The organism is Streptomyces sp. NPDC007264 (assembly GCF_042869095.1).
GTDB lineage: Bacteria > Actinomycetota > Actinomycetes > Streptomycetales > Streptomycetaceae > Streptomyces.
This window is the reverse complement of sequence record NZ_JBIAFD010000034.1, coordinates 1-24,616: the sequence shown is the minus strand read 5'-3', so window position 1 is coordinate 24,616 and position 24,616 is coordinate 1. Positions and strand designations below refer to the sequence as shown.

The window sequence follows — 24,616 nt, the reverse complement described above, 5'->3', positions numbered from 1 at the left end:
TCGTCCTCGGCGACAAGACCCCCGCCGAGGCCATGAGAGAATGCCTCGCAGGCCCATTGATCAGCTGATTCGCGACCACTGCTGGAAACCGCCCGGTGTCCTCGACCTGGAAAATCCAGCCGCGGGCGTCAATGGGCCTGCTCGTGCCTGCCATGGGGCGGGCCTCCTTACGGGGTGTCGGTGGGGCCGGTCACGTCGAGGTCGAAATTCACGACGTGCTCGTGCCGGCCGGTGCTGTCGGTCCCCATCGGGGCCGGGGTGCCGCGGGCCGCGGCGAGGACTAGGTGTGTGCCGTCGGGCAGCTCGACGCCGGCGAGGCCGTGCAGCGCGCGGTACAGGGCCGTACAGCGGGTGCGGGAGACGCGAGGGTCGGCGGTGCCGCGTACGCGCACCTGTAGGCGGGGGGTGTCGGCGTCGTCGCGGGTCTGCGGCGGGGTGCCGTCGTACAGGGACAGGGCGACGGCCTGGTCGGGGCCGGGCGGCATCGTCTCGACGAACGTGTCGCCGGCGAGGCCGGTCGGGTCGTAGGTGAGCAGGTCGCGGCCGTGCAGATACCGGGCGAGGCCGTCGAGCAGGTCAGCCACGGAGCGACCTCCGCACCTGGGCCGCGATGATCTCCTCGACGGCCCCGGCCTCCTCGGTCAAGGGGTCTTCGAGGAACTTCGCGGTGCGCCCGGAGTCGTGCCGCAAGGTCATGTCCTCGTGCTGGCGGACGGCGTACGGCGTGTCGAAACTGACGCCGGCCGTCAGGGACGACTCGTCGACGGATGCGACTCCGGAGCGTTCGAGGGTGCCCTCTTCGATCGGCACGCGGGCGCGGGCGCGTTCGAGCACATGCTCGGCGGCGAGGCGTAGGCCGCGGACGGCGCCGGCGCGGGTGCCGCGGACGGCGGCGGCGGTGTTCCACGTGAGGCGGGCGCGGGCGGTCACTCGCACATCACCTCCGTACAGGCGGGCACGGGCAGTCCCGGCGCGGTGTGGTGGGCGACGCTGATTGCCGTGGTGGTTCGGCCGTCATGCAGGGTGAGGCGGGAGCGGGCCGGACAGTCGAGGTCCGGGCCGGCGATCACCTGGGCCGTGCTGAGTACCTGGGCGCCGGTGCTGTCCCGGGTGACCTTGCGGGCCCCGGACACCAGGGCGGGCACGTCGGCGACGGGCGGCCCGTACTGCGGCCCGTACGCGCCGTCGCCGAGATACGGCTCGACGGTGACCCGGTGGCGGAGCAGGTAGGCGGGGACCCTCACCAGATCACCCCCGGGAGCAGGCCGGCGCGGCGGAGCGCGCGGTGTGCGCGGGGGGCGAGGTCGAGGTCGCCGACGGCGGCCGGGGCGTCCCGACGGTCGCCGAGCGACACGGGGCCGATAGAGACGCTGCCCCATCGGCCGGCCGCTCCGGTGCCGTCGTCGCCCGTGGCGAGCTGGTACTCGACCTGCGCGCACGTGGCGTCCGCGAGGGCCTGCACGACGGCCGGGTCGGTCGCCATGCCGGCCGCGTCCGTGGCGTAGACGGCGCACAACAGGGCATCGTCGACGTCCTCGGACGCGCGGGCGAGCAGGCGCTCGGCGCCCTCCGGTGCTGGCTGCCCGGTCCACGCGCTCAGTTGTTCGGGCGTCGCGTAGATCCGGGGCACGGCCTAGTCCTCCTTCTTGGTCCGGGAACGCGAACGCCCCGCGGGCTTGTCGGCCTGCGGGGCGTCGGTCTCGGTCTCCGTGCCGTCCGGATCGTCGTCCGGCGGCTGGTGGTAGCGGCGCAGCATCACGGCGGTGCCCTCCTTCCTGATCAGGTGGTGGCGAGGGTGCCGACCGCGACGCCCTTGTCGTCCAGTCGCTTGACGGCGTAGTGCAGGGTCGTGGTCACGACGTTGGAGCGCGCCAGGATGTCGCGGTCGGACTCGACCAGCGGCCGGCGCTTGTAGAGCAGGCCGAGCGCGCCGTTCTTCATGAGCAGGAACTTGCCCGCGGCGACGCGGTTCGTCAGGAAGACGGACACGCCACCGATACGGCCGATGCTGCCGGTCACCGCGGCGGACGCGCCGTTGCCGAGCTTGGCGGCGTTCACGAACTGGTCGTCGGCGAGCGCGTCGGCGTACTGCGCGCTGTTCAGGTACAGGCCGGCGAAGTCGGACGGCTCCCACTCGTCGCCGAACATGGCGATCGTGGGGACGACGGCGCCGAGCCACGAGAACTTTGTGACGCCGGCGCCCGCGTTGAAGCGGAGCGGGTTCGCTCCGCCGAGCGCGGTCTCGTCGGCCTGGGCCTGGGTGATCAGGTCGGCGTCGACCTTGCGGGCGGCCAGTACGCCGAACTGCCGGCGGGCCTCGGCCTCCGGGTCGCCGAGACTGACCAGCTTGGCCTTGTCGGTGATCTCGACGGCCTTACCGACCTCCTTGATCACGGCCTTGGCCGAGCTGGTCGACATGGCCACGGGGGTCATGGGGGTTGCCTCGTCGAGTTCGTCGAGGTCGCCGAGCGCACCCCACTTCGGAAACTCGATCTCCTCGCCGGGGGCACCCTCAAGGGTGTTGTCCTCGACGACGGCGGACGATCCGGCGACGCGGACCTTCCCGACGAACTGGGCCTGTGCCATGTCGCCCCAGACCTCGGGGACGATCATCGCGGCACTGGTGGTCTTGGCCATGGGTGTCAGTGCTCACTCTCTCCGGCGCGGTCGCCGGGCGGTTGGGGGCCCGGCGCGTTCGCCGGGCGGGTTACGCGCCGGCGAGTCGCCGGTACGTCTCGGGGTCGGACTGGTGGAGGTCGACGCGCTCGGCGTACGACATGGCGGCGAACTGCTCGGCCGTGACGGCTCCGGGGCCCGGGGTGCCGAAGTCGGCGCCACCCTTCGGCGCGGTCTGCGGGACCGCGGCGAGGTGCTGGTGAGTGGTGAGCACGCCCTCGATCGCCTGCTTCACCGCGGCGGGGTCGGCCGGGTTGATGGCGGCGAGCGCGCGCATGGCGGCCTGCGAGTCGAGCAGGCGGGCGACGTCGGCGCCCGCGGCCGGGGCGGCGGCGATCACGGCCGTCTGCAAGGCGAGCTGCTGCGCTGCGCCCTGTCCGTCGGTCACGGCTCGCTGCGCCCACTGCGGGAGTCGGGCGACGTCGCCGTCGGCCGCGGGCGCCGGCTGCTGTGGGGCGGGCGCGGGGGCCTGGGGCGCGGCCGGCGGCTGGGGCTGGGCGGCCTGGTAGCGGGTGCGGTAGTCCGCGGCTTCGGCGCGGGTGTCCCGGATGATCTTCTGGGCCCACTCGGGAAGCGACGCGACGTCCTGCGGCTCGCCCCCCGGTGCGGCCGGGGTCTGCGGTGCGGGAGTCTGCGGGGCGCCCTGCTGCGGGGCGGGCGCGGGCGCCTGGGGCGTCTGCGGCTGCTGCGGGGCCTGGGGCACCTGGGGCGTCTGCGGGGCGCCCTGCGGGGCAGTCTGCGGCGCGGCCGGGGCGGCGGGAGCGGCGGGGGTGGGAGTCGACACGGGGTCCTCCTGAGACGGTGTCAGGGGCCGTGCGCGCCTGGCGCCGGCCGGATGCGGGCAACGAAAAGGGGGCCCGCTCCTGGCGGGCCCCCTCCGGGGTGGTGCTCGGTGTTCAGCTAGTCGGCGACGTCCTGGTCGACGTCGTCGGCGACGGGTCGCGCGCGGGCGTATCCGCGTATCCACGCGGTCCGCAGCGTCGACGATCCGGGGTGCGGGCACACGGTCGGTGGGTCGCCCCGCTCGCCGGCCTCGCGGCCGTCGGCGGTGGCTTTCACGATGTCCTCGCGCGCGCCCATGGGGTCACCTCTTGTTCTGCTGGTCGGACTCGTTCTTACGGGCGCCGTCGGCCCATCGCTGGGCCTTGCCGGTCACCTGCTCGATGAACTCGGCCTGTGTGAGGCGCCCGTGTTCGGCCCACCACTCTTTCAGCTCGTCCGACGCGCGCGCGTACGCGATGCGGGCCGGACCGCTGAACAGCGTTGCCGGGTTGTGCCCGGCGGCTTGGGCGGCCTTGTTGAGCAGGTACCCGTTTGTGGCGTCCTCGGCGGCGAGGTACTGCCGATACACGTACTCGTCATACAGGGCGCGGGCCTCACGGCGGGTGATCTTGTGCCGCTCGTCGTGGTCGCCGTCGTCCCGGTACAGGCGGGCGGCGGCCCGTTTCAGGTCGTCCCAGAACGACGCGTCGGCGGCCGGCGGCGGGGTGCCGTCGAGGGCGCCCCACGCGTCCGGGTCCGGGGTGCGCTCGCCCATGGTCTCGGCGAGGGCGTCGCGGTCGGCGAGCAGGTCGTCGACGGCGTTCCCGGTCGTGGCCGGGGGCGGTAGCTCGATCCGGTCGCGCCGGTCCATCTCGCCGGCGATACGCAACAGCTCGCGCTCGTCGGCGTACTGCATGGCCCATGCGAGGTCGTCGTCGCCGGCGGCGGCGAGGTCGTCGAGCAGGTTCCCGCCGGGGAACAGGCGGCCGAGCAGGTCGCGGCGCGCGGCCTCCGCGGCGATCGCTGCGCCCTCGGGACCGTCGCCGGCGGCCCGGTATCGGGCGGCGAGCTGTTCGTCGGACAGACCGACCAGGTCGGGCCGGACGTCGGGGAGTTGCCCGGCGCGGTCGCGTCGGTCGGTCTCGGCCATGATCCGCACACGGTCGCGGTCGTCGACGTGCGACCACACGCGGGCGAGGTCGTCGTCAGACAGGCCGAGCAGGTCCTCGGCTAGACGTCCGCCGGGGGCGGCGCGGTCGAGCAGGGCCTCGGTATCGCGGCGGTCGGCCTCGGCCTCGATCCGACGGCGGGCGCGGTCGTCGAGCGGCGTCCGCAGCGCGGCGGCGAGCTGGTCGTCGTCCATCTCGCGCAACGTGCGTTCGTCGCCGGACCACACGCGGGCGCGCTCGACCTGCTCGGGCGCAAGCGGCGGGCGCTTCTCGGGGAGGTTCCCCGCCCCGGGCTGCTCGCGGTGCCTGAGCCTGCGCAAGTCGGGATGGTCGGCGAGGTGCTGGCGCATGTTGCCCTGCCACGCCCGCACCTTGGCGGCGGCGGCGCGCTTCTCGGCCGGGCTGGTGGCGACGGCCTCGCGGCGCTTCCACTTGCGTATGTTCCGCTCGATGGCGCGCTGTCGCTGGCCGGCCTCGTACCCGTCTGGGTCCGGCTCGGCGTCCTCCACCGTGGTCAGACCCGGGGTGTACGCGGACACGCTGTGCCGGCAGTTGGGGTGTTGCAGCCCTCGGGCGCGCGCTTCGTCGAGGCTGCCGGCGACGTCCACGCGGACCATGCGGCCGTCCTCGACGGCGTGCTCGACCTCGACTGTCCGCGGCCCGGACGGGCCACCGATCGTCAGTACGGTGCGCTCCCACGGTCGGCAGAGCGGGCACTCGCGCGGCGAGTTGGAGACGACGACCAGGTCGACGCCGTGCTCGGCGAGCGTGCGCATGTGCGCTTCGGTCGCGGCCCGCGCGGTCGCCGTCCGTACGGCCATCTCGGCGTACGAGGGAAGCGACCAGCGGCGGCCGGCCTTGTCGACGAACGCCCGGATACCGGCGTCGGCGAACTGGCGCAGCGCGTCTTGCACGGCCTGCCGGCGGGTGCCGGTGCCGAGCAGGGGCGTAGCGGCGACGCGGGAGACGACGGCGCGGAAGGTGTCGACGACGGCCCGCAGGATGCCGCGGTGCGTCGCGGTGACGACGTCGACGGCTTCCTGTGCGAGGCGGTCGACGGCCTGCGCGTTCGGCAAGCGGTCGTCGACCAGGCGGCGGGCGTCATCGGACAGGGCGCCGACTTCGGCGACCGCGGACCGGTGCCCGACGTTGTACGCCTCGGCGACCGCGTCGAACACTTCGAGGGTGGTCGCCTTGGCCAACTCGTCGACGACGGCCTGTGAGGCGCGGCGCACCTGCTGCACGGCGGCGAGTTTGGCCTCGACCCACCCGGGCGCTTCGAGGCCGGCGGCGAGCTGGCGCGCGATGATGCCCAACAGCCGTTCCTCGGCGCCGGCGTACAGGTCGCGCGTCGTCGAGGCCAGATCCTCAACCATGCCCGGGTGAATCGGCACGGCTCACCCCCTGGTCGTCCTACGCGGCGAGGGGGTACGTCCCGCCGGGGTCGGCCATGTCCGCGGCGCCGGTCTCGCGCAGGATCGCGGCGACCTCGGCGTCGACCTGTCCGTCTTCCCATTCGGGGTGCAGCCATCGGACCTTGGTCGCGGTCGATACGGCCCCGGCGCGCTGCAACAGTTCGAGCGTGGTTGCCGTGTTCTGCTCGGACTCTGCGACCCCGTCGCCGAACGCCACCGTCGGGCGCTCGGGTGTGATGCGCTGCCCGAAGTGCACGGCGTCGAGCTGCAACTGAACGTGCAGGCTGTGCGCGAGGGGGTTCCGCCAATACCCGGCCTTCTTCTTCCGGGTCACCATGGACCGGGCGTCGCGGCTGTCGACCTCGGTCGCGGTGATCGGCTGTCCTCCGCCGTCGAGGCCGAACGACTGGGCGCTGTAGCCGGCGGACTGGGCGGCCTGCCGCATGAGCGCTTCGGCGCTGCGCTGGTGCTCGTCAACTCGGATTTCGAACTGGTTCAGCGTGATGCCGTTGCCCTCGGTGGGCGGCATGCGCAGCGAGTGCCAGACCTCGCGGTCGTCGTCGAACGACGCTCCCTGTCCGGCCCCGTAGTCACGGAGGTATCCGTCAGGGACGATCAGCCGGGCGCGGGCGAGGCGGATGTCGCGCATCCATGACGTCCACACGTCGTCAAGCGAGGCGAACAGGTCGCGGATGCCTTGGAAGTCGCTACGCCCCATGGGGCTTGCCCGGTGCAGCCGGTTGGGCCCGATGTTCGGTACGTAGCTGATCGTCAGGTCGCGGATGCCCGTGTCGACACTGACCCCGTCCGGGCCGAGACTTCCGACCAGGTCGGCCGTCTCGGGGTGCTCGGACAGGGGAACGGCACGCCCCAGGTTGTCGGCGGTGCCCACGTACAGGCCGTGCAGGATGCGCCCGACCTCGTGCCGCTCGACGTGGCGAAAGATCGTCGAGGCGGTCGAACCGGGGAGGTCACGCCACAAAGTGGCGGCGCGCAGCATCCCCCATCGGAACTCGGGGGCGACGTTGTCGGGCTGCACGACGGACAGGATCGGCCGGTCGACTAGGTCGCGGTCCCACGTGGAACGCAGGTAGACCCCGGACAGGGCGGAACCCTGCTCGGCTCCGCCGTGCAAGATCTGCTGCAACTGCCCTTCGTCGACCAGGACGTCGAGGCGTTCCTGTGTCGTCTTGTCCGTGACCTTGATCGTCGGCATGTCGCCGAACAGCAGGTCGGCGGACGTCGAGGCGATATCCGACGGCATCGGCACGTGCAGCCGATGCCGGGTCCGGCGCGGCTGCTCGCGGCGACGGTTCCACGGGCCCCGGCGGTGCTGCGCGGTGTCCTCCTCGCCGCACGCGCGGGCGATCCGGCGGCGGTCCCCGGAGTACCAGGCGTCATCGGTGCGCATCTCGGCGTAATACGGGGCCCACTGCGGGGGCGGCCACGCTGCGCCGGCGTCAGGAAGTGCCATCGGTGCTCACCTCCTGGTCGTCGTCTTCGTCGGGCGGGGAGTCGGCGGCGGCGACCAGGGCGTCGGCGAGGTCGCGCAGCGCGTCGGCGACCTGCGGCCATGTGGGCTTGCCTGTGTCGAGTTGGATCGTTCCGACTTCGGCCACGTGGCCGGCGACGTCGAGCCGTACGGGGAGGTGCAGCACGGTGGACAGGGGCGGGGTGGATGCCACGGCGGCGACCTCCTAGGCGGCTTGGGCGAGTAGGTGCCGCCACTCGTGGGCGGTCGAGTGGATCACGTAGCGCAGCGCGTCGACGGAATGGTCGTCGACCTTCAACGGGGCGTCCTCGCCGCGCTCGCTCGCCTTGGGGTCCCATGAGTAGCCGGGCAGTTCGCCGAGCAGTCCCTCGCAGGACCGATGCACGAACAGCAGGTCGGCGGCGAACAGGGCGGCCACGGACCGGATGCCGTCGGCGACCGTGTTGTCGGCGCGCGCTACGCCCTGGTGGTCGTCGTGCCAAAGCTGGGTGCTGAACGACTTCGCGCTCGGGTCAACGAACGTCCACTCGGGCATCACGCCCTTGCCGGCCCCGGGGCCCGCGTCGGGCGGCCGGTAGTCGGCAAGCCACTTCCGGACGGCGGCGCTGTACTGCGCGTCGGTCATGGACCGGTGCGCGGTGCGGGAGTCGAATCGCCACTCGGCGACGGCGTACAGGCGGTCGTCGTCGCCCATGCCGAGCAGGACGGCCGAGAACGGGTTCGTCGTGCCGTAGTCGATTCCGAGGAAGTGCCGTCGCATCACGGGCAGTTGGTCGACGACGTGCCGGTCTTCGTCCCACTCGCTGTAGATGGCGCCCTCTGCGACGACCCATGCGCCCTCGATCATGCGCTTTCGCCACAGACCGGTGTACTCCGCGGCGAGCGCTGCGACGTACTCGGGCGACAAGCTGGGGTTGTCCGCCAACTTGAAGTGCCACGCCCGCATGTCCAGTTCGGCGAGGCGGTCGAGGTATCCGACCTTCAACCAATGGCGCGGCGAGTCGGGGTTCGTCGTGGCGTACAGGCGCGCGCCAGGCACGGACAGGCGGGCGAGTAGCTGCGTCCAAAACGCCTCGGGCAACAGGGTTGCCTCGTCGACGTAGGCGAGCTGGGCGGTAAGGCCACGTAGCCGGCCCTCGGCGCGCGCGTCGGCGGCGCCGATCAGGTGGACGGTGCGCCCCAGAATCACGGCCGTCGTGGCGCCCCGGGTGTGCACGATGTGCCGGGCGAGGGGCCCGAACAACGCGCGGTCCTGTAGAGGCTCCAACACGTTGCGCTCGATCGTCTGGAGCGACCGACCGACCACGATGATCAGGCCGGATGGTCCGGCCGTGGCGACGGCGATCACGAACGCCAGTAGCGAGGCGATCGTCTTCCCGGACCGAACGGACCCGTGCCACAGGTTGATACGGGCGGTCGCCTGCCCGATGCTGCGGAGTTGCTTACGGGACAGGGGCAACCGGTCGAGGTCGAGCAACGCGGCTCACCCCCCCCGGCGGCGCCCCCGTCGTCGTCGTGGGCCTGGTCGTCGTTGGCGGCCTGCGTCAGTGCCTCGCCGAGCGCGCCCAACATGCTGCGCACCTGCTCGGCGTTCTCTCCGCCCTCGGCCGGGGCGAGGCGCAGCGAGGTACCGACGGCGGTCTGTACCGACGCGATGATCTGGCGTTGGTCGACGAACCGCGGCTGTTCGAGGTTGACGTGTTGCCAGTGCCCCTCTTTGCCGGCGAACTCGCCGTAGATGGTCGGCGACCAGAGCTGTCCTCGTAGGCGCTCGGCGTCGGCCTGTAGCGCGAGGGCGAGGGCGGCGCGGCGCGCGGCGAGGTCGGCGGTACGGACTCGGGTCGCGGCCTCGACCTGCGGGGCGCGGTCGAACGAGAGGGGCGGGTCGAACGCGGCGGCGATCTTCGACACGGTCGAGGGCGACCGGTTGATCTCCCGGGCGATCTCGTTCCGGCTCTTGTCCTGCGCGTGCAGCTCGCGGACGCGCCGGCGGTCCTGGTCGGTGATGGGGCGGGCCATGGCTCACCCCCTGCTCGGTCTACGCGTTCAGCTCGACGCGGTGCCGTACGGCCTCGGCGGCGAGCGACCACGCGTTCTGTACGGGGCGGGTCAGCTCGACCCACGGGGGCAGTTCCTCGCCGCTTACGGACCGGTTCTCTACGGCCGTCGCGTACGCCTCGTAGGCGTCCTGGCCGAGTCGGGCGGTGTCGGGGCGAACCTTGAAGATCACGCGGAGCCTCCCGGATGAGGGCATGAAAAAACGCCCCGCGGCGGTGGGCCTGCGGGGCGTCGTGGTCGTCTGTCTCCGGGCACGCCGAAGACGCGGCCAACAATAGGTCACGGAAAGGTCACGGCGCAACTCGCGCGCGTGGGCGGGCCCGCGACCGGTCGGCGCGGCTGCTGACGGTGGCGCCCCGCCTGCCGACGATCGGGCGGGCGGGGCGCCGTGCTGCTGCTCGCGCGTCGGCTATGGGCGGACGGGCGGTCGGCCGGCCTGCTGACGCTGCGGCGGCCGGGGCGGCTGCTGCTGCCGACGGCCGTCATCAGTCCTGGTCAAGCTGCTGCCAAGCGTCCACGTGGGGCCGTTGTGGTCAACGGTCGGGAGGGATGGCGGGCCGACGAACGGCGGCTTCTCCATGAACTTGTACGGGCCGAGCGTCGGCGCGGTGCCGACGGGAACGATCTCGTAGTGCCACGCGGTCCGGTACATGTTCGCCACGATGCCGACGGCCGTCCGCATGGCGGTCGTCAGGTCGTCGCCGGTCTCCATGAGAACGGCGAGGTCTCGGGCGAACTCCTCGTCGAGGCGGACGGACGGTCGGGTGCCGGCGATCGGCTGGGCGCGGCGCTGGGTACTCTGCGGGGTAGCCATTGGGGTTGGGTCGCTCCTTCTCTGTGGTGAGGGCCCGCCCATACGGTTTGTGAGGAACCGGGCGGGCCCGCTCTGTGTGCGGGCCTACGGGGTGGCGAGGCGCTGTTTTTCCTCGCGGATGAACTGAGTGATCCGGCTCGCGGTGTATCCGGTCTCGGCGGCGATCCGGTCGGGGCTCATGCCCTTCACGCGGGCGGCGAGGGCGATCCGGCCCATGGCGGCCTGCACGGCGGCGGTGGCCATGCGTAGGGCTCGCACGTCTTCGAGGTGGAAGTCTTCGGCGAGGTTGTCGAGGAATTGGTCGAGGGCGCGGGGGTCGTCGCTGGCGAGTGCCGCCTCGTACTCGTTGGTGAGGCCGTGCACGTCCTCGTAGGGGGCGAGGTCGTACGGGTTGGGGTCGCCCTTGGCGGCGCGGGCGGCGGCCGTCTCGCGCTCGTACTTGTTGAACAGGCCGAGCATGTCGGCGAGCAGGCGGTCGCTGGCCGTTTCGGGCGGCGGCTGCTCGCTGGGGGTCTGCTCGTTGCTCATCTGCGGTGCTCCTGTCGGGTCGGGGCCCGCCCCCGTGCGAGGGCGGGCCGGTCGGGACGGGTCAGAACGGGGGCTCGCCGTCGAGATCGGTCACGGCGGCGGACGCGTCGAGGGCGCGGTCGTACTGGGCGCTGATCTTGGCGGCGCGACGGGCCCGGTCGAGGGGCGTCGGGCGCGGCCGGGGCCGGCACGCGTCGTGCCAGTCGGTACCGGTGGGAATCCGGTAGCCGCACCCTTCGCAGCGTGCCGCGAACTGGGCGTCGCGGTGGGCGTGGGGGCCGTGCTCGCAAGGAACCACCTGAACATCCTTGCTGCCCGTGTAGCGCAGCGCGTCGGCGCGGTCCTGCGCCTCGCGGCGGCCGAGTCCGCACATGATCAGACCTTGCCACTCGCCACGGATCACAACGCGGTGCGTCACGGCCCACATCTGCACGGGCGGGAGCGCGAGGGGCTGGCGCTGCTCGGGGGCGAACAGGGCGGGGTACTCGCGGGCGAGGTAGGCGTCGACCGACGCGCGGGTGACCTCCGGGGCGACGACGTCGGCGCGCTCGACCTTGACCTCGACGGCTGCCGGCGCGGCGGCGCGGTCGTCGAACAGGGCGCCCTGTTCCGCGGGGCGCTCGACGTCGAACAGGGTGTCGGCGGCCGGCTGCTCGCCGATCCATGAGCCTTGCCACGTGCCGGCCGTGGCGTCGGCCTCCGTGACCAACTGGGCGGCGTACAGCGCTTCGGCGTCCTCGACGGTCTCGACGGCGGCCTCGACCTGCTCGGCGTACTCGACGGCGTCGACGGCGCGCGTGGTGTGGGCGAACTGCTCGGCGACCTCGACCTCGACGGCGTCGAGCTGCTGCTCGGTGGCGAGGGTGAACCCCTGCTCGCGGGCGATCTCCTCGGCGGCCTCGATGCTGGCGACGTACTGGCCGTCGTCGAGGGTGCGCGGGTCGCCCTCGATGCCGTGCAGCTCGCCGCGCTCGGCGGTGATGGCGGCCGGCCACGCGCTACGGAGGAAACCGACGACGCCCTCGCGCTCGACGACCAGAACGTCGCCGTCGCGGATGTCGTCGCCGCACTGGGTGCGGTTGTACGCGTCTTCGGTGCTGTCGAACTTGTGGACCATGAGGGCGGGCGCGTTGCCCGCGCGGGTGATCCACAGGCGGGCAGCGTCGCGCGTGGCGCGGGTGTAGGCGCGGGGGATGGCGAGGATGTGCTCGGCAAAGCGGCTGATGACGTGCAGTACGCGCGTGCTGGTCGGCTCGATGACCAGCGTTCGGCCGCGACCGCGGCGGGCGGCGTCGAGGACGTCGCGCGTCTCGTCGTCGCTGATGAACCGGTCGGTGAGGTAGTCGGCGAGGGCGCCGGGAATCGTAACGGTGGCCATGGGGTCGCTCCCTTGGTCGCTGGTGTGGGTGCCGGGTGAGGGCCGGCGGTCCTGCCGGGGTGAGGACCCGTCAGGAATGCTCACAGTAGCCATTGCAGCAACGATTACAGCAATGAGTGCAGCAAGCGTTACGGAACCGTGATCGGGCATGGCTGCGCCCCCGGGGCCGAGCGCTTCCCGGGGGCGTGTACGCCTGCGCGCGGGCCTACGCGGGCACGGTGCGCCGGGCGTTGATCGCCACCCACAACGCGACCAGGTCGGCCCCTCGCCACGCCCTACGGCCCCGTTCGGTGGCCACGGGTGCCGGGCACACGGGGCCGGTCGAGCAGGTCGCCACGGCGGCCCGCGGGTCGCCTCCTCCGTTGTGCACGGTGATCGTGCCGCCCTTGCAGAACGGGCACCGGTCGTCGAGCGTGAGCGTCCTCCCCTCGCGGCCGAGCGCACCCTCGACGCGGCGGCGCGCGCTGCTGGCCATGGCGACGATCTGGTCGAGCAGGGGCGCGGGCGTGATCCGGAACAGCTCGCCGTCGGGCTCGGACAGGGCGCGGCCGGCGAGGTAGACGCATGCCCAGTGCAGCCCGTGCGCGCGGGAACCGATGCGGTCGGCGATCCGGTCGGCCTGGTGCTGCCACTCCGCGGCCCGCACGGTGGGCAGGCTCCACAGTCGGGCGTCGGTGCGGTCGACGCTGCGCTGTACCTGCTCGGCGACGGCGTCGCACATGGCGAACACCTCGGCCTCGACGGCGACCGCGGCGTCGAGGGCGCGCAGATTCGCCGGCGCCGGGTGCTCGCGCACGACCAGGGGCAGACGACCGACGATCGGCTCGTCGCCGGCGCGGTCCTCGGCGGCGACCTGGTCGAGGAAACCGCGGCGCTCGTACGGCATCCATTCGGCGAGGCGCGGCGGCTCGGATATGGCGGCGAGCAGGTCGCCCCACTGCTCGCGGACGGCGGCGAGGTCGTCGGCGGCCTGCTGGCCCCGGTCGGTGGCGGTGTTCATCGGGGCTGCTCCGTGGTGGTGGCGAACAGGGCGAGGATGCGGCGGCCGGCGGCGCGCTCGGCCGGGGTGCGGCCGGCGACGAACAGCTCGTCGGCGACGGCGAGGGCGCCGTGTACGGCCTGCACGGCGGGGAGTTCGGCGGCCATGGCGGCGCGGTCGGCCTTGCGGTCGCGGCGACATGCGAGCCACGCGGTCCGGTATCGGTCGGCCCTGTGGTCGGTGGCGACGGCGTGCCGCTGCCATCCGTCGCCGCGGCGGCGCTCGGTGGCGAGGGCTATGTCGTGCTCGCGCTGCTGCTCGGCGAGGCGGGCCTCGACGGTATCGGCCTGGTCGAGGATGCGGCCGTGCGCGCGGGCGGCCTCGGGGGACAGGCCGTCGAACTGGGCGACGACGGCGAGGGCGTCGCCGAGCGTCTGGGCCTGCCGTACGCGGGCGAGGGCGCGCTCGGCATCCTGGCGGCCGGCGCGGGCGTCGTCGCGGCGGGCCTTGACGTCGTGCAACTGGGCGCGGACGTCGGCGAGTTGCTGCTCGGCGCTCTCGGCGCGCTGCAACAGCTTGTGCCCCAGGGTCTCGGAATCACTGAGCTTGCGCTCGGCGGCGGCGGCGCGCTCCTCGGCCTCGACGATCGCAGCGTCGGCGGCCTCGCGGTGGCGTTCGAGGGCCTGTGTCGTGCCGGCCATGGCGCGACGGTTCTCGTCGGCGAGGCGCTGTTCTTCCCGTACGTGCTGGGCGAGTAGGGCGCCCTCGGCGGTGGACAGTACGCCTCGCTGCGCACGGGCGAGCAGAACGTCGAGGACGGCCCGCCGGTCGGTGCGGTCGCGGTTGCGGCCTTTGGGGGCGCGCTGTTGGGGGCGGGGGGTCATGGGTGCTGCTGCTCCTGTGCGTCGTCGAGGGTGGGCTGTTCGATCGGGGCGCGGCGCGGTCGCCGTGGTCGGCGGGCCCGGACGGCGGGCGGCTGGTGCTTGCGCCGGCACTTCGGGCCGTAGCCGTCGGGCGAGGGCGCAGCGAGGGGGCGCCGGCACGCCCTGCACGTCCGGGCCGGGGTCACTCGGGGGCCTGCTCGTTCGCTGCGCCCTCGGCGAGGGCCTGCTCGTCGGCGAGGCCGTCGGCGTACGCGGTGACGATCTTCCGGGCGCCCTCGTACCCGGTGAGCAGGCCGCGGGTCGAGCGGGTAAGTCCCCATCGGGCTCGGGTTGTCTGGTGGTGCGCCTCGACCAGGGCGGCTATCTGGCGGGCGTGCGCGTCGAGCAGGATTCGAGCGGCGGCGAGGGCTTCCTCGGGGCCGCGGGGAACGTCGACGTCGAGCAGGACGTCGCGCAGCGAGGCGAGCACCTGGTCGGCGCGGCCGGCGTTGAAGTCGAGGGCGGCCCGCACGTCGGACGGGTCGAGGGGCATCGTCGGACGGCGGCCGTCGGCCTGCGCGCTCGGTCGGGGCGCGTCGTGCACGGGGCACGGCTGGCCGGTGATGAGCGCGGTCGCGCAGCGTCCGGCCTCGCTGTCGAGGCTGTCGGCGAGCTGGCGCAGGACGTCGGCGGCGACGGGGCGCGGAAGGTTGCACGACACCTCCGCGGGTCCCTCGTTCGGGACGGCGACGATCAGGCGGTGCGTGTCGAGTGAGGCGACGGCGACGGCGTCGGGAATGCGGGTCATGGCGTGGGCCCTCCGGGGTGTCAGTGGTGGGGTGTATCCGCGTGCGGGCGCGCGCATGGGCGGCCCGCGTCCGGTCGCGGCGAGGACGTCAGAACGGGGGCTCGTTCACTGCGCTGCCCCACTGGCCTGCGGCGGACTGGCCGTTGGCCCACGGGTCGCCCTGCGGTGCGCCGTAGGACTGCTGGCCGTATCCCTGGCTCTGTCCCTGCTGGCGGTTCTGCTGGCCGTTCTGGGCGCCGTTCTGGCTGTTCTTGGTCACGGCGGCGGACGCGTTGCGCAGTGAGGGGGCGACTTCGTCGGCCTGGATCTCGTACGACGAACGGCGCTCGCCGTCCTTTTCGTACTGGCGCTGCGTGAGTCGACCGACAACGATCACGCGGTCGCCGCGGCGGATGGACTCGGCGACGTTCTCGGCCTGCTGGCGCCACACGCTGACCCCCAGAAACAGGGGGTCGCCGTCCTTCCATTCGTTGGTGTCGCGGTTGAAGGTGCGGGGGGTGTTGGCGATACGGAAGTTCGCCACGGCGGCGCCGGACGGGGTGAACTTCAGCTCGGGGTCGGCAACGACGTTGCCCATGACGGTGATGACGGTCTCGCCTGCCATTACGCGGCGGTCCTCTCGGGGTGGTGGGTCGTGGTGAGGTGGGCGACGGGGGCGAGCTGCTGCTCGCGGGGGCGTCGAGCGCGGTCGCGGGCGCACGCCCGGCACTTGCGCATGCCGTTGGGGTGCGACGGGGGGTAGCTGATGTGGACGACCGCGGGGTCGGTGAGGTCGTGGCCGTTTACGCACCGTTTGCGGCGGGCGTTGATGGCCGACGGGCCGGTCGACCGCAGGACGTTGGTCCGGTGGTCGACGGGTTCGAGGTGGTCGTCGGCGACGCATCGGCGGACGCTGCACAGGTGATCCAGTTCGAGGCCGTCGCCGACGGGTCCGCGGGCCTGTTCGTAGCCGTAGCGGTGGGCGGGGACGTACCGGCCGTCGAGCCAGAAACGGCCGTAGCCGTCGCGGTCGAGGGCGGTCTCGGGCCAGAGGCGGCAGGGGGTCGACAGGGCGGCGGGCACGGGGCCGGTGGTCGTCTTGGCGGCGAACCGTTCGGCCGGGGTGCTACGGGCCATGTGGACGTACCTCCGGGGGATGTGCGGCGCCTGCGGGATGTTTTTTCTCGGCAGGTAAGTACCTGCCAAGACAGAAAGCTAGCAGGCGAGGGGGCGCCCTGTCTCCGGGGATGCGCCCCCCTGTCCCGCTAGGCGCTGGGGGCGAGCGTCCACCCCTCGGCCAGTAGTTCGGCCTCGATCCGTGCGACGACTTCCTCGGCCTGGTCGACGTCGTCGCGCTGCGCGTCCTCGACGGCGGCCCGTACGACGGCGAGGGCGGCGGGAATCATCGCTGCGCCCCGGTGATGTGCCGGGCACGCTGCCGGTTCTCTGGCCGGACGATCGCCGGCGCGCTCATGAGGGACCGGGCGTGCCGGCTCGCCTCCGCGGCGAGGCGCCGGCGGCGGGCGTCGGCCTCGGCCTGCTCGCGCGCGGCCTGCTCGGCGGCGCGGCGGTCGCTCTCGGCGCGGGCGTCCATCCATGCGAGCCACGTCCGGTGACGGTCCTCGGCGTCCGGCCGGTACGCCGGCGGGGTCGGCGGGTGTCCGGCGGCGGCGAGGGCCTGCTCGGCGTCGCGCTCGGCGAGCAAGGCGGCCCCGTCGACCTCGCGCACGGTGCGCCACGTGTCCCAACCGGTGTGCTCCTGGAAGATCACGTATGCGCCCTTGTGCGCGAGGCCGTCGACGGCGCGGCGGGCGCGCTTCTTGTCCGACGTCCGGATCACGACCGGGGCGTCGGGCCGGTAGTCCCAACTTGCCTCGACGCGCCACAGGGTGACATTTTTCGTCCGGTCGCCGGCCACGGCCTTACGGCGGTGCTGGCGGGCCTGCTTCGGGGTGGGGCTCATGCGTGTGCCTCCTGACGGTTGCGGCGGGCGAGGTGCGCGGCGGTCGCGTCCTCGACGCGGCAGGGGTGGGGCTTGCCCATCGGGCGGTAACGGGTCTGCTGGTTACGGGGGTTGACGGACTTGCCCCGGCACGGATCGCCCTCCGCGGCGTCGCACCACGTGCACGCGACGGTGAGCGGGTCGGGCGCGTCCTCGCGGGCCAGGCGCTCGCGCTCGGCACGCTGCGGCCGGAACTCGGCGAGGGCCTGGGCGACGGTGCGCGGCATGTACTCGCCGAGTGCGGCGAGGCGGCGCTCGACCTCGGCGGCGGCCGGGCCGGCGGTGAGGGCGCGGTGCGAGGTCGGCGCCTGCTGGCCGGACGCGATGGCGACGCGCTCGGCACGCAGCGCGGCGACGTAGGCGTTCCCGAACCGGTCGTCGGGGTCGACCTCGGGATGTGCGGTCGGCTCGAACGTGCCCACGTGCCGGGACATGGCGTCGGCCTTGTGGGCGTGCCACGGCCGGGACACGTCCGACGGCTGTATCCGGTACGGGTTGCGGGCGATGTAGTCGCGGGCGACGCGGGCCGCGTCCCACCCGTGGGCGGTCGCCGGCACGTCGCTGAGCAGGTCGCACCACTGGGCGAGGCGTTCGCCGGCGGCGGCCTGGTCGTCGAGGGCGAGGCGGGGGTCGAGCTTCACCACATAGGCGAGCAGGGCGGCAACTTCACGGGGGGTCACTGCTGGGCCTCCATGGCGGCGAGGGCTTGGGCGAGGTAGTCGGTCGACTGGGCGACGCGGCCGGTTCCGGCGGCGCCGGGGAACGGGACGACGTTCGAACCGCGGGCGGGGCCGGCCGGGGCGGCGGCGGGGACGGTGCCGGGCGCGGGGGCGGGCGGTAGGGCCTGCCACGCCCGCAGGAAGTACCGGGCGTGTGCGACACCGTTCCGGGCCCGCTGGGCGGCCTGCATGGCGGCGGCGGCGAGCATGTCGGCGCCGGATCGCTTGATCAGTGCGTGCACGACGACCCACTCGCCCGGGGCGAGGGTCCACGCGGGGTAGATCTGGGCGGCCGTGATCTGGTCGACCAGGGGGCGAGCGAACTCCGGGATCACTGCGACCTCGCGCCCGCGCTCTCTCACTCCTTCACTCACTCCATCTATGGGTGAGTGATGGGGGCCGAAATCCGGTCCCATAGGGGGCCGAATCTCGGTCCCAAAGAGGGTGTCGGGCATCTCCTCGGCGGGACCGGATTCCGGTCCGGTAGAGGGGCCGGAATCCGGTCCGGTAGCCGCTAGGGGGCCGGATTTCGGCCCGGTCGTTTCCGGGGCTATGGGGCCGGATTCCGGTCCCCTACCGCGGACGTAGCCGACGGCTCCGGGGATGACGTACTTCGTCGCGCGGCTGCCCTTGGCCGGCTCCTCCTCGACCAGTTCCTTACTGGCGAGGGCGGCGTCGACGGCGGCCCGCGCGGTCGAGCGGGAGACGTTCAGGCGGCGCATGAACTCGGCCGTGCCCATGCGCGTGGTGGCGTCCGGGCCGGTCGTGGCGTCGGCGACGGCGAGCAGGACTAGGCGGGCGTTCCCGCGCGACTTCGCGCGGGTCCACACCCAATCCATGGCGTCGAGGGTCACGGGGTGTCGCTCCTGTCGGGGGTGGGGCGCCCGGGGCGAGGGCGCGGTCGGTCTCCTCGCCCCGGGACCGATCACGGGGCCGTGCGGCGGGGGGCGGGCCGGCCGGCGGGGTGGTTGTCGCAGAAGTGGCCGTTCGCGTAGAAGCGAACGGGGACGGCTCCGCACCTGGGGTTGCCGTACTCGCACACCTTCGGCGGCTTGTCCTCGCCGGCCGGGACGTCGACGGCGAGCTGTCCGGGCACGTTCGGGTGGCGTTCGGCGATCGCCTGCGCGACCTTGTCGCGGGTCCTCACGCGGCATCACCCTGGGCGGCCGGCGGCGCGGCCGGGGCGAGGGCGGGCAGGTGCTCGACCAGGGCGCCCGCACGCCACGCGGCGGCGACCAGGTCGCGCCCGCCGGCAGGCTGGGCCTTGCTGCCGCGGGTGTAGGTGAGTCGGTGCGAGGCGGCCCTCGACGGCTTCAACTCGACGCCCGGCACGTCGTGCACCTCGGCCGTGGTCGGGTCGACGTACTTCGCAGTGCCGGCCGCGGTCGCCTCGGCGAGCACCTTCCCCGCGAAACCGGGGCGTACGGCGGTCACCACCTGCGCGGGCACGAACTCGACGACGTGCTCGGTCGGGTAGTTGTCTCGGACCCATACGCGGAACGCCTCTTCGTCGACGACCTGGGCCTCCCGCTCGCCTCCCTGACGGGACGACGAACCGACCTTCGTCCCGTCGGGAAGCAACGCGTCGAACTTCGTCGTGCCGCCGGCCCTGTATGCCTTGTCGAGCAGGTCGTCGGCGGCGGTCTTGGCGTCCTTGTACGCGCTCTTGACCTCGTCGAGCAGGGCGCCGAGCACTGCCTGACGGGTCACGGCATCGCGGACGACGATCGGGTCGGGCGCGGTCGGCTTGCCCTCGGTCTGCTGGGGCTCGGTCTGCTCGGTCACCGGGCGCCCCCGCTCTCGATCATGGCGCGGAACGCGTCGAGCTGCTGGGCGCCGGCCTGGGCGATCGGCAGTCCGTGCACGCGCTCGAAATCGGCGTCGAGGGTGGGGAGGTTCGCGCGGGACGCGGCGAGCCTGAGCGCGTTCTCGGCCTCCGCGGCGGCGACCTCCGGGGACTTAGGCGCGCTCGGCGGCGGGGCCTGCTCGCCCTGCTGCGGGGGTGCTTGCTGCTGTCCCTGCTGCTGCCCCTGGGCGGCGCCCCGCTTGCGTGCGGCGACGGCGTCGAGCTGGGCGAGGTAGTCGGCCGGGGCGCCGGCCTGTACGGCGGCGGCCCGTATCTTGTCGAACTGCTCGGGGGAGTTGGCGCGCTCGGCGTGCGCGAGGTAGTCGGTCCGCTGGGGCTGCTGCTGGTTCTGCTGCGGCTGCTCCCACGGGCCCGGTTCGGCGCGGTTGCTGCGGCGCGGCTGCTGCTGGCGCTGTCCGCGCCGCTGCTGGTGCTGCTGCCGTTCGGCGCGGTGCTCCGGGGTCGGCTCGACCGGGTGGTCGCGGTCGCCGTCGTCGACCGATCGGCCGTCCACGGGGATCATGAACAGGGTGAACAAGAGGTACTTGAGCGCGGCGGACTGGGCCTTGTTCGTAGCCTTGTCGGCGAAGTCGCTTGCCTCGCCCGGCACTTCGGCGGTGAGGCAGTCACCCGCGGGCCCGTAGACGTGATACCGCATGGTGATCGTGACGTGCGTCATCTTCTCGCCGCGGCGCTCGGCGTGGTGGGCGGCGATCGTCGGCAGGATGAACACACCGTGCGCGCGGAGCGGGCCCGCCATGGCGGACATGACGTCGTCAATACCGCGGAATTTGTAGCGCTGCTGGGTGTTCTCCTTGTCCTTCGCAACGGGCATCACGTCGCGCATCACGGCGGCGATGGCGCCGAACACATTGGGCGTGCCCTCGGCGGGGCCGACGGGCGCGGGCTGGTAGATCGGGGCCGCGACCGCGGCGGCCGTCGGGACGGCCGGGAGGTTGGGCAGGGGCAGGGCGGTGACGGTCACGGGCGGGTGGTTCCTTCCGGGGCGGTGCGGTGGCGGATGGCGGCGGCGAATCGAGTGATGCGGCCGGCGAGGGTGATCGCGTCGTCGGGGGCGTACGTGGGGTCGACCTGCGGCGGCAGTTCGTCGAGCAGGGCCTCGCGGGTGCCGTCGGCCTCCGCGGCGCGCATGGCGCGGCCGTAGTCCGTCGCGGTCTCGCTGCACGCGGCGAAGTCGAGGGCGAGGACGGCGGCGGCGTGTCCGGCGAGCAGTCGACCGACGGTGTCGGGGTCGGCGGCGTACGCGATGGCGAGGTCGTCGACCAGGGGGTCGACGTGCTCGGCGAGAGGGAGGCGGACGGCCGTCCCGTCGTTGGTGAGCTGGGGCCGGATCATGCGCGGGCCTCCGGGGTGTCGAGGCCAAGCGCGGCCGGGGCGGTCGGTTCGTCGACGGACAGTTCGCCGGTCCGGGCGTCGTAGGTGCGGGCGACGTTCCAGTCGGCGCCCGGGAACGCTCGGGTGAGCAGGCCGTACGCGGCGCGGTGGGCCTCGCGGTCGGCGCCGACGGGGCCGTTCGCCGAGTCGAGGACGACCCACGTGCGGCGGCGGCCGTCGCGGGTGACGGGGACGACGCGCACGCGGACGGTGCCGGGGGCGATCTGGTCGAGCTGTCGGGCGACGACCTCGACGAACTCGACGCGGCGGCGCGCGGCGGCGGCGCCCTTCAACGCCTGGACGGCTCGGGGGGCGCTGGACTCGGTACGCTTGGGGGTGTTCACGATCGTTGCCTTTCGAGGTCGGTCGAGAGGGGCCGTCCGGGTCGCATCCGGGCGGCCCTTTCGTGTGTTCAGGCGGCGGTGCGCTCGACGGGGGCGGCGGCGCGGTTGCGGCGCTGCTGGCGTTCGAGGCGGCGAATGATCAGTTCGTGCTCGGGGGAGAGGCGACCGGCGGCGCGGTCGCGAGCGATCCGGAGGCGGGCGCGGTCGAGGACGGCGCGGGCGTCGGCTATCGCCTGGCTGCGGGGGATCACGGCGTTCATGCGGCGGCCCCGGCGGCGCGGTGGTAGAGGCTCGACGCGGAGATCCCGACGGCGTCGGCGACGCGGTCGGCGTGGTCGCCGCGGGGAGCGCCTACGCCGTTCCAGATACGCCATGCGGTGGGGACGGACAGGCCGGCCTCGCGGGCGAGTTGGGACGGGTTCTTGATGCCGCGGATGTGGGCGGCGGAGTGCAAGAGGGCGCGGTCGTACGGAGGCACGGAAGGCACCGTTCCTTTCGGTCTCGGCAGCTATCTGCCAGGACTGAAAGCTAACACCTTTCTTTCAAGTTCGAAAGTTAGCTGACAGTGACCGATCGGGAATGCGCGTTGACACGTGGTGACTGACGTACAAGAATCGCTCAGACGTACGAACCGAAGGGAAGGGTTCCGACGTCAGCCGATCGCTAGGGGGGCGATATGGGGCGAAACAGCGTGTCTAGAACTTGGCGTGTCCATCCAATGGTTCTCGCGCTACATTTCAACCATGAAAAACAGCAAGCGCGGTACAACCCCTGCGCCCGTTCATGCGTCTACAGACCCAGCCGACTTCGGCGACTGGCTAACTGCCAGGCTTGAAAGTCTCGGCTTCAACCTGTCCGGCCCTCGCAGCGGCGGACGCTCCGCGTTCGCTGCAAAGTCGGGGCTCAGCGCTTCCACGGTGACCCGCCTACTCAGGGGCGAGATGCCCACGGATACCCGCATCCTGCGAACGCTCGCCGAGGCAATCCAGGTGCCGTATCCCGAGGTGCTGGTGAAGGCCGGCGTCCTGACCCCCGACGAACTCGCGGCAGTCCAACGACCTACCGCGCCCCCGGGCGGGCGCCTTACTCCAGAGCAGGCCGCCGACGAACTCGGCATCACCGACCCGGCCGAACGCAAGGTGTTCGTGAACATGGCACAGACCTTGCGCCGGCCCGCACCAGACGAAGGCGAGCAACAACTCGCCGAATGAACGAAAGCACGGAGGATGCGTACACATGACCCCCCTCGCACGACGCCTCTACGTCCCGTCCGTCGCCGTCCTGCTTCTTGGCGCCGCGACCGCGATACACGGGGTCATCCGAGACCACTACGACGGCTTTCGTCTCGGCCTGGTCGTGCTGATCACTGCTATCCCTGCCGTCTGCTACTGCATTGCCTACCGCGCCACGCAGGCGAGCGACTACCAGCTCGCCGAGACGCACAGCGCCGGCTACCGGCTCGCGCTGCAACACGTATCCCTGGGACTCCTCGACACCCCGGACGCACCGCCGGACGGGGGCGAGGGCGCCGAGGAAGAAGACACGCAAGGGATCTCGATCATCCGAAGCGCGGATCTTCCCGGCAACGTGCGACCGATCCGGCCGCACGACGATGAAGAGGACGACAACAGGAAAGCCGTATGACACCAGCGGAGACACCCGCAACGTTTCGCGGCTCGCTTGCCATGGGCGAGCCGTGGCTCGGCTACATCCGAGTCTCAACCTGGCGAGAGGAGAAGATCAGTCCAGAGCTGCAACAGTCGGCCATCGAGTCATGGGCGGCCCGTACGGGGCGCCGGATTATCGACTGGATCATCGACCTTGACGCGACCGGCCGGAACTTCAAACGCAAGATCATGGGCGGTATCCAGCGCGTCGAGGACCGCGAGGCCGTCGGCATCGGCGTATGGAAGTTCAGTCGCTTCGGTCGAAACGACCTCGGTATCGCGATCAACCTCGCACGGCTCGAACATGCCGGCGGCCAACTCGCGTCCGCCACGGAAGAAGTCGACGCCCGTACGGCCGTCGGACGCTTCAACCGCGCCATCCTGTTTGACCTCGCCGTGTTCGAGTCGGACCGCGCCGGCGAGCAGTGGAAGGAGACGCACGCCCACCGACGGGCGTTGCAGCTCCCCGCCACAGGCCGCCCTCGATTCGGGTACATCTGGCACCCCAGGCGCGTGCCCGACCCAGCGGCGCCCAACGGCGTACGGCTGCAAGAGGAACGCTACGAACGGCACCCCGACGTCTCGCCCATCGCGGCCGAGCTGTACGAGCGCAAGCTCGCCGGGCAGGGGTTCGCCATGCTCGCGCACTGGCTGAACGACGAACTACTGATTCCCACCACGCGCGGGAACCGATGGGGCGTCAACACCGTTCAGCGGTACCTCGACTCAGGGTTCGCCGCCGGCCTGCTGCGCGTCCACGACCCGGAGTGCCGTTGCAAGCTGGGGCAGGAGCACTTTTCGGGGTGCAAGGAAGGCCGCATGTTGTGGCTCCCCGGGGCCCAACCGGCACTCATCACCCCCGACCAGTGGAAGGAGTACGAGGAACACCGCAAGGAGACGAAGAAGACGCCCCCACGGGCCCGCCGCGCCACCTACGCGACCACCGGGATCATGCGTCACGGACACTGCCGCGGGACGACCGTCGCCCGTTCCGGACGCGACCCCAACGGCGGATACATCCCCGGGCACACGTTCGTCTGCTTCAACCACAAGAACAAGGGCAAGTCCGCCTGTGAACCGGGCGTGTACGTCCGCCGCGACGAGGTCGAGGCCGAGGTGCGGAAGTGGCTCGCCGAGAACGTCGCCGAGGAAATCGACACCGCGCCGTCCCTGCCCGAGCAGCGCACCGCGCCGGCCACCGCGCCGGACCCTCGCGCACGACTGGTCGAGGAACGGGCGCGCACAGAAGCGGAGATAGCCAGGATCGACGCCGCCCTCGACCGCCTGGTGACTGAGAACGCGATGGACCCCGAGAAGTACCCGGCCGATTCGTTCGCGCGCGTCCGCGACCAGTTCCTCGGTCAGAAAGCCAATCTCGTCAAGCACTTGCAGTCGCTTAGCGAGGTCGAGGCCACACCCACCCGCGAGGAGTTCCGACCCCTGATCGTCGGACTCATGGCGGAGTGGGAAGCGTTGCACGCGGTCGAGCAGAACGCCATGTTGCGCCGCCTGCTGCGCCGCATCGTGATCAACAGCCGCAAGAGCGACCAGGGCGCACAATGGAGTCTCGTGCGCACCTACGAGTTTCACCCTGTGTGGGAGCCCGACCCTTGGGCCGACGCCTAGATGTTCTGTCCGGGGAGGTTGTGGACGGGTGAGCCAGGTCTCGGCTGAGGGATCTTGAACAGGTGAGGGCCTTCCGGTTCGGTGTGGATTGCGACG

36 protein-coding genes are annotated in these 24,616 nt (G+C 72.4%); 3 read left to right on the top strand and 33 right to left on the bottom strand.

What is annotated here, in order from left to right; genetic code table 11:
- Positions 1 to 167: 167 nt before the first annotated feature.
- The 33 genes from ACFYMU_RS33180 to ACFYMU_RS33020 all read right to left on the bottom strand — a co-directional run bounded on the left by ACFYMU_RS33180 (position 168) and on the right by ACFYMU_RS33020 (position 21,705).
- Complete coding sequence (locus ACFYMU_RS33180; protein ID WP_388381407.1) at positions 168 to 584, bottom strand: minor capsid protein; 417 nt, start codon at positions 582 to 584, stop codon at positions 168 to 170.
- The gene (locus tag ACFYMU_RS33175) at positions 577 to 930 is read right to left on the bottom strand and encodes a hypothetical protein (RefSeq protein ID WP_359251908.1); all 354 of its coding nucleotides are present in this window, start codon (positions 928 to 930) and stop codon (positions 577 to 579) included. The genes ACFYMU_RS33180 and ACFYMU_RS33175 overlap by 8 nt, the downstream gene beginning before the upstream one ends.
- The gene (locus tag ACFYMU_RS33170; RefSeq protein ID WP_388381405.1) at positions 927 to 1,244 is read right to left on the bottom strand and encodes a hypothetical protein; all 318 of its coding nucleotides are present in this window, start codon (positions 1,242 to 1,244) and stop codon (positions 927 to 929) included. Before ACFYMU_RS33170 ends, ACFYMU_RS33175 begins: the two co-directional genes overlap by 4 nt.
- Positions 1,241 to 1,630, bottom strand: a complete 390-nt coding sequence (locus ACFYMU_RS33165; protein ID WP_388381404.1) for a hypothetical protein — start codon at positions 1,628 to 1,630, stop codon at positions 1,241 to 1,243. The genes ACFYMU_RS33170 and ACFYMU_RS33165 overlap by 4 nt, the downstream gene beginning before the upstream one ends.
- Positions 1,631 to 1,633: 3 nt before the next feature.
- A complete protein-coding gene (locus tag ACFYMU_RS33160) occupies positions 1,634 to 1,759 on the bottom strand; it encodes a hypothetical protein (protein WP_388381402.1) in 126 nt (41 codons plus the stop codon).
- Between the two features lie 20 nt (positions 1,760 to 1,779).
- On the bottom strand, positions 1,780 to 2,637 hold the full coding sequence (locus tag ACFYMU_RS33155) for a phage head protein (protein ID WP_359251914.1): 858 nt from the start codon (positions 2,635 to 2,637) through the stop codon (positions 1,780 to 1,782).
- A 70-nt stretch (positions 2,638 to 2,707) separates the two neighbouring features.
- Complete coding sequence (locus ACFYMU_RS33150; protein ID WP_388381400.1) at positions 2,708 to 3,460, bottom strand: hypothetical protein; 753 nt, start codon at positions 3,458 to 3,460, stop codon at positions 2,708 to 2,710.
- Between the two features lie 116 nt (positions 3,461 to 3,576).
- Positions 3,577 to 3,756, bottom strand: coding sequence for an Rmf/CrpP fold protein (locus ACFYMU_RS33145; protein ID WP_388381398.1), 180 nt, complete (start codon positions 3,754 to 3,756; stop codon positions 3,577 to 3,579).
- Between the two features lie 4 nt (positions 3,757 to 3,760).
- Positions 3,761 to 5,983, bottom strand: coding sequence for a phage minor capsid protein (locus ACFYMU_RS33140; RefSeq protein WP_388381397.1), 2,223 nt, complete (start codon positions 5,981 to 5,983; stop codon positions 3,761 to 3,763).
- 37 nt (positions 5,984 to 6,020) lie between these two features.
- The gene (locus ACFYMU_RS33135; RefSeq protein ID WP_388381395.1) at positions 6,021 to 7,433 is read right to left on the bottom strand and encodes a phage capsid protein; all 1,413 of its coding nucleotides are present in this window, start codon (positions 7,431 to 7,433) and stop codon (positions 6,021 to 6,023) included.
- A 49-nt stretch (positions 7,434 to 7,482) separates the two neighbouring features.
- On the bottom strand, positions 7,483 to 7,707 hold the full coding sequence (locus ACFYMU_RS33130) for a hypothetical protein (protein WP_388381393.1): 225 nt from the start codon (positions 7,705 to 7,707) through the stop codon (positions 7,483 to 7,485).
- A 12-nt stretch (positions 7,708 to 7,719) separates the two neighbouring features.
- A complete protein-coding gene (locus ACFYMU_RS33125; RefSeq protein ID WP_388381409.1) occupies positions 7,720 to 8,973 on the bottom strand; it encodes a PBSX family phage terminase large subunit in 1,254 nt (417 codons plus the stop codon).
- Positions 8,859 to 9,533 carry a helix-turn-helix domain-containing protein gene (locus ACFYMU_RS33120; protein WP_388381391.1) on the bottom strand — a complete coding sequence of 225 codons (675 nt, stop codon included), beginning with the start codon at positions 9,531 to 9,533 and terminating at the stop codon, positions 8,859 to 8,861. The genes ACFYMU_RS33125 and ACFYMU_RS33120 overlap by 115 nt, the downstream gene beginning before the upstream one ends.
- Before the next feature lie 19 nt (positions 9,534 to 9,552).
- Positions 9,553 to 9,744: a hypothetical protein gene (locus ACFYMU_RS33115; RefSeq protein WP_365127216.1), complete on the bottom strand. Its 192-nt coding sequence runs from the start codon at positions 9,742 to 9,744 to the stop codon at positions 9,553 to 9,555.
- 237 nt (positions 9,745 to 9,981) lie between these two features.
- Positions 9,982 to 10,386 (bottom strand): hypothetical protein, encoded by a 405-nt coding sequence (locus ACFYMU_RS33110; RefSeq protein WP_388381390.1) that lies wholly within the window; start codon positions 10,384 to 10,386, stop codon positions 9,982 to 9,984.
- Positions 10,387 to 10,470: 84 nt separating this feature from the next.
- The gene (locus tag ACFYMU_RS33105; RefSeq protein WP_388381388.1) at positions 10,471 to 10,914 is read right to left on the bottom strand and encodes a hypothetical protein; all 444 of its coding nucleotides are present in this window, start codon (positions 10,912 to 10,914) and stop codon (positions 10,471 to 10,473) included.
- Between the two features lie 61 nt (positions 10,915 to 10,975).
- Entirely contained in the window at positions 10,976 to 12,292 is a 1,317-nt protein-coding gene (locus ACFYMU_RS33100; protein ID WP_388381386.1) for a hypothetical protein, read from the bottom strand.
- A gap of 205 nt (positions 12,293 to 12,497) precedes the next feature.
- Positions 12,498 to 13,292 carry a hypothetical protein gene (locus ACFYMU_RS33095; RefSeq protein ID WP_388381384.1) on the bottom strand — a complete coding sequence of 265 codons (795 nt, stop codon included), beginning with the start codon at positions 13,290 to 13,292 and terminating at the stop codon, positions 12,498 to 12,500.
- Positions 13,289 to 14,155 (bottom strand): hypothetical protein, encoded by an 867-nt coding sequence (locus ACFYMU_RS33090; RefSeq protein ID WP_388381382.1) that lies wholly within the window; start codon positions 14,153 to 14,155, stop codon positions 13,289 to 13,291. The genes ACFYMU_RS33095 and ACFYMU_RS33090 overlap by 4 nt, the downstream gene beginning before the upstream one ends.
- Before the next feature lie 181 nt (positions 14,156 to 14,336).
- On the bottom strand, positions 14,337 to 14,942 hold the full coding sequence (locus ACFYMU_RS33085; protein ID WP_388381380.1) for a hypothetical protein: 606 nt from the start codon (positions 14,940 to 14,942) through the stop codon (positions 14,337 to 14,339).
- A gap of 88 nt (positions 14,943 to 15,030) precedes the next feature.
- Positions 15,031 to 15,546 (bottom strand): single-stranded DNA-binding protein, encoded by a 516-nt coding sequence (locus ACFYMU_RS33080; protein ID WP_388381378.1) that lies wholly within the window; start codon positions 15,544 to 15,546, stop codon positions 15,031 to 15,033.
- Positions 15,546 to 16,058 carry an HNH endonuclease gene (locus ACFYMU_RS33075; protein WP_388381377.1) on the bottom strand — a complete coding sequence of 171 codons (513 nt, stop codon included), beginning with the start codon at positions 16,056 to 16,058 and terminating at the stop codon, positions 15,546 to 15,548. The genes ACFYMU_RS33080 and ACFYMU_RS33075 overlap by 1 nt, the downstream gene beginning before the upstream one ends.
- 128 nt (positions 16,059 to 16,186) lie before the next feature.
- Positions 16,187 to 16,327, bottom strand: coding sequence for a hypothetical protein (locus ACFYMU_RS33070; protein ID WP_388381375.1), 141 nt, complete (start codon positions 16,325 to 16,327; stop codon positions 16,187 to 16,189).
- Complete coding sequence (locus ACFYMU_RS33065) at positions 16,324 to 16,884, bottom strand: hypothetical protein (protein WP_388381373.1); 561 nt, start codon at positions 16,882 to 16,884, stop codon at positions 16,324 to 16,326. Before ACFYMU_RS33065 ends, ACFYMU_RS33070 begins: the two co-directional genes overlap by 4 nt.
- Positions 16,881 to 17,603 carry a cell surface glycoprotein gene (locus tag ACFYMU_RS33060; RefSeq protein WP_388381371.1) on the bottom strand — a complete coding sequence of 241 codons (723 nt, stop codon included), beginning with the start codon at positions 17,601 to 17,603 and terminating at the stop codon, positions 16,881 to 16,883. The genes ACFYMU_RS33065 and ACFYMU_RS33060 overlap by 4 nt, the downstream gene beginning before the upstream one ends.
- Positions 17,600 to 18,004: a hypothetical protein gene (locus ACFYMU_RS33055; RefSeq protein ID WP_388381369.1), complete on the bottom strand. Its 405-nt coding sequence runs from the start codon at positions 18,002 to 18,004 to the stop codon at positions 17,600 to 17,602. The genes ACFYMU_RS33060 and ACFYMU_RS33055 overlap by 4 nt, the downstream gene beginning before the upstream one ends.
- A gap of 563 nt (positions 18,005 to 18,567) precedes the next feature.
- Positions 18,568 to 18,789: a hypothetical protein gene (locus ACFYMU_RS33050; RefSeq protein WP_388381367.1), complete on the bottom strand. Its 222-nt coding sequence runs from the start codon at positions 18,787 to 18,789 to the stop codon at positions 18,568 to 18,570.
- Positions 18,786 to 19,427, bottom strand: coding sequence for a hypothetical protein (locus ACFYMU_RS33045; protein WP_388381365.1), 642 nt, complete (start codon positions 19,425 to 19,427; stop codon positions 18,786 to 18,788). Before ACFYMU_RS33045 ends, ACFYMU_RS33050 begins: the two co-directional genes overlap by 4 nt.
- Positions 19,424 to 20,473 (bottom strand): ERF family protein, encoded by a 1,050-nt coding sequence (locus ACFYMU_RS33040; protein ID WP_388381363.1) that lies wholly within the window; start codon positions 20,471 to 20,473, stop codon positions 19,424 to 19,426. The genes ACFYMU_RS33045 and ACFYMU_RS33040 overlap by 4 nt, the downstream gene beginning before the upstream one ends.
- Positions 20,470 to 20,844 (bottom strand): hypothetical protein, encoded by a 375-nt coding sequence (locus ACFYMU_RS33035; RefSeq protein ID WP_388381361.1) that lies wholly within the window; start codon positions 20,842 to 20,844, stop codon positions 20,470 to 20,472. Before ACFYMU_RS33035 ends, ACFYMU_RS33040 begins: the two co-directional genes overlap by 4 nt.
- A complete protein-coding gene (locus ACFYMU_RS33030; protein ID WP_388381360.1) occupies positions 20,841 to 21,227 on the bottom strand; it encodes a hypothetical protein in 387 nt (128 codons plus the stop codon). Before ACFYMU_RS33030 ends, ACFYMU_RS33035 begins: the two co-directional genes overlap by 4 nt.
- A gap of 68 nt (positions 21,228 to 21,295) precedes the next feature.
- Entirely contained in the window at positions 21,296 to 21,487 is a 192-nt protein-coding gene (locus ACFYMU_RS33025) for a hypothetical protein (protein ID WP_388381358.1), read from the bottom strand.
- Positions 21,484 to 21,705, bottom strand: a complete 222-nt coding sequence (locus tag ACFYMU_RS33020) for a helix-turn-helix domain-containing protein (protein ID WP_388381356.1) — start codon at positions 21,703 to 21,705, stop codon at positions 21,484 to 21,486. Before ACFYMU_RS33020 ends, ACFYMU_RS33025 begins: the two co-directional genes overlap by 4 nt.
- Positions 21,706 to 21,970: 265 nt before the next feature.
- Between ACFYMU_RS33020 and ACFYMU_RS33015 the strand changes: the two genes are divergently transcribed.
- Genes ACFYMU_RS33015 through ACFYMU_RS33005 form a run of 3 tightly spaced genes read left to right on the top strand, consistent with a single transcriptional unit; the run spans position 21,971 to position 24,520 of the window.
- A complete protein-coding gene (locus tag ACFYMU_RS33015; protein WP_388381354.1) occupies positions 21,971 to 22,438 on the top strand; it encodes a helix-turn-helix domain-containing protein in 468 nt (155 codons plus the stop codon).
- 25 nt (positions 22,439 to 22,463) lie between these two features.
- On the top strand, positions 22,464 to 22,871 hold the full coding sequence (locus tag ACFYMU_RS33010; RefSeq protein WP_388381352.1) for a hypothetical protein: 408 nt from the start codon (positions 22,464 to 22,466) through the stop codon (positions 22,869 to 22,871).
- Positions 22,868 to 24,520, top strand: coding sequence for a recombinase family protein (locus tag ACFYMU_RS33005; RefSeq protein ID WP_388381350.1), 1,653 nt, complete (start codon positions 22,868 to 22,870; stop codon positions 24,518 to 24,520). Before ACFYMU_RS33010 ends, ACFYMU_RS33005 begins: the two co-directional genes overlap by 4 nt.
- The last annotated feature ends 96 nt before the right edge of the window (positions 24,521 to 24,616 follow it).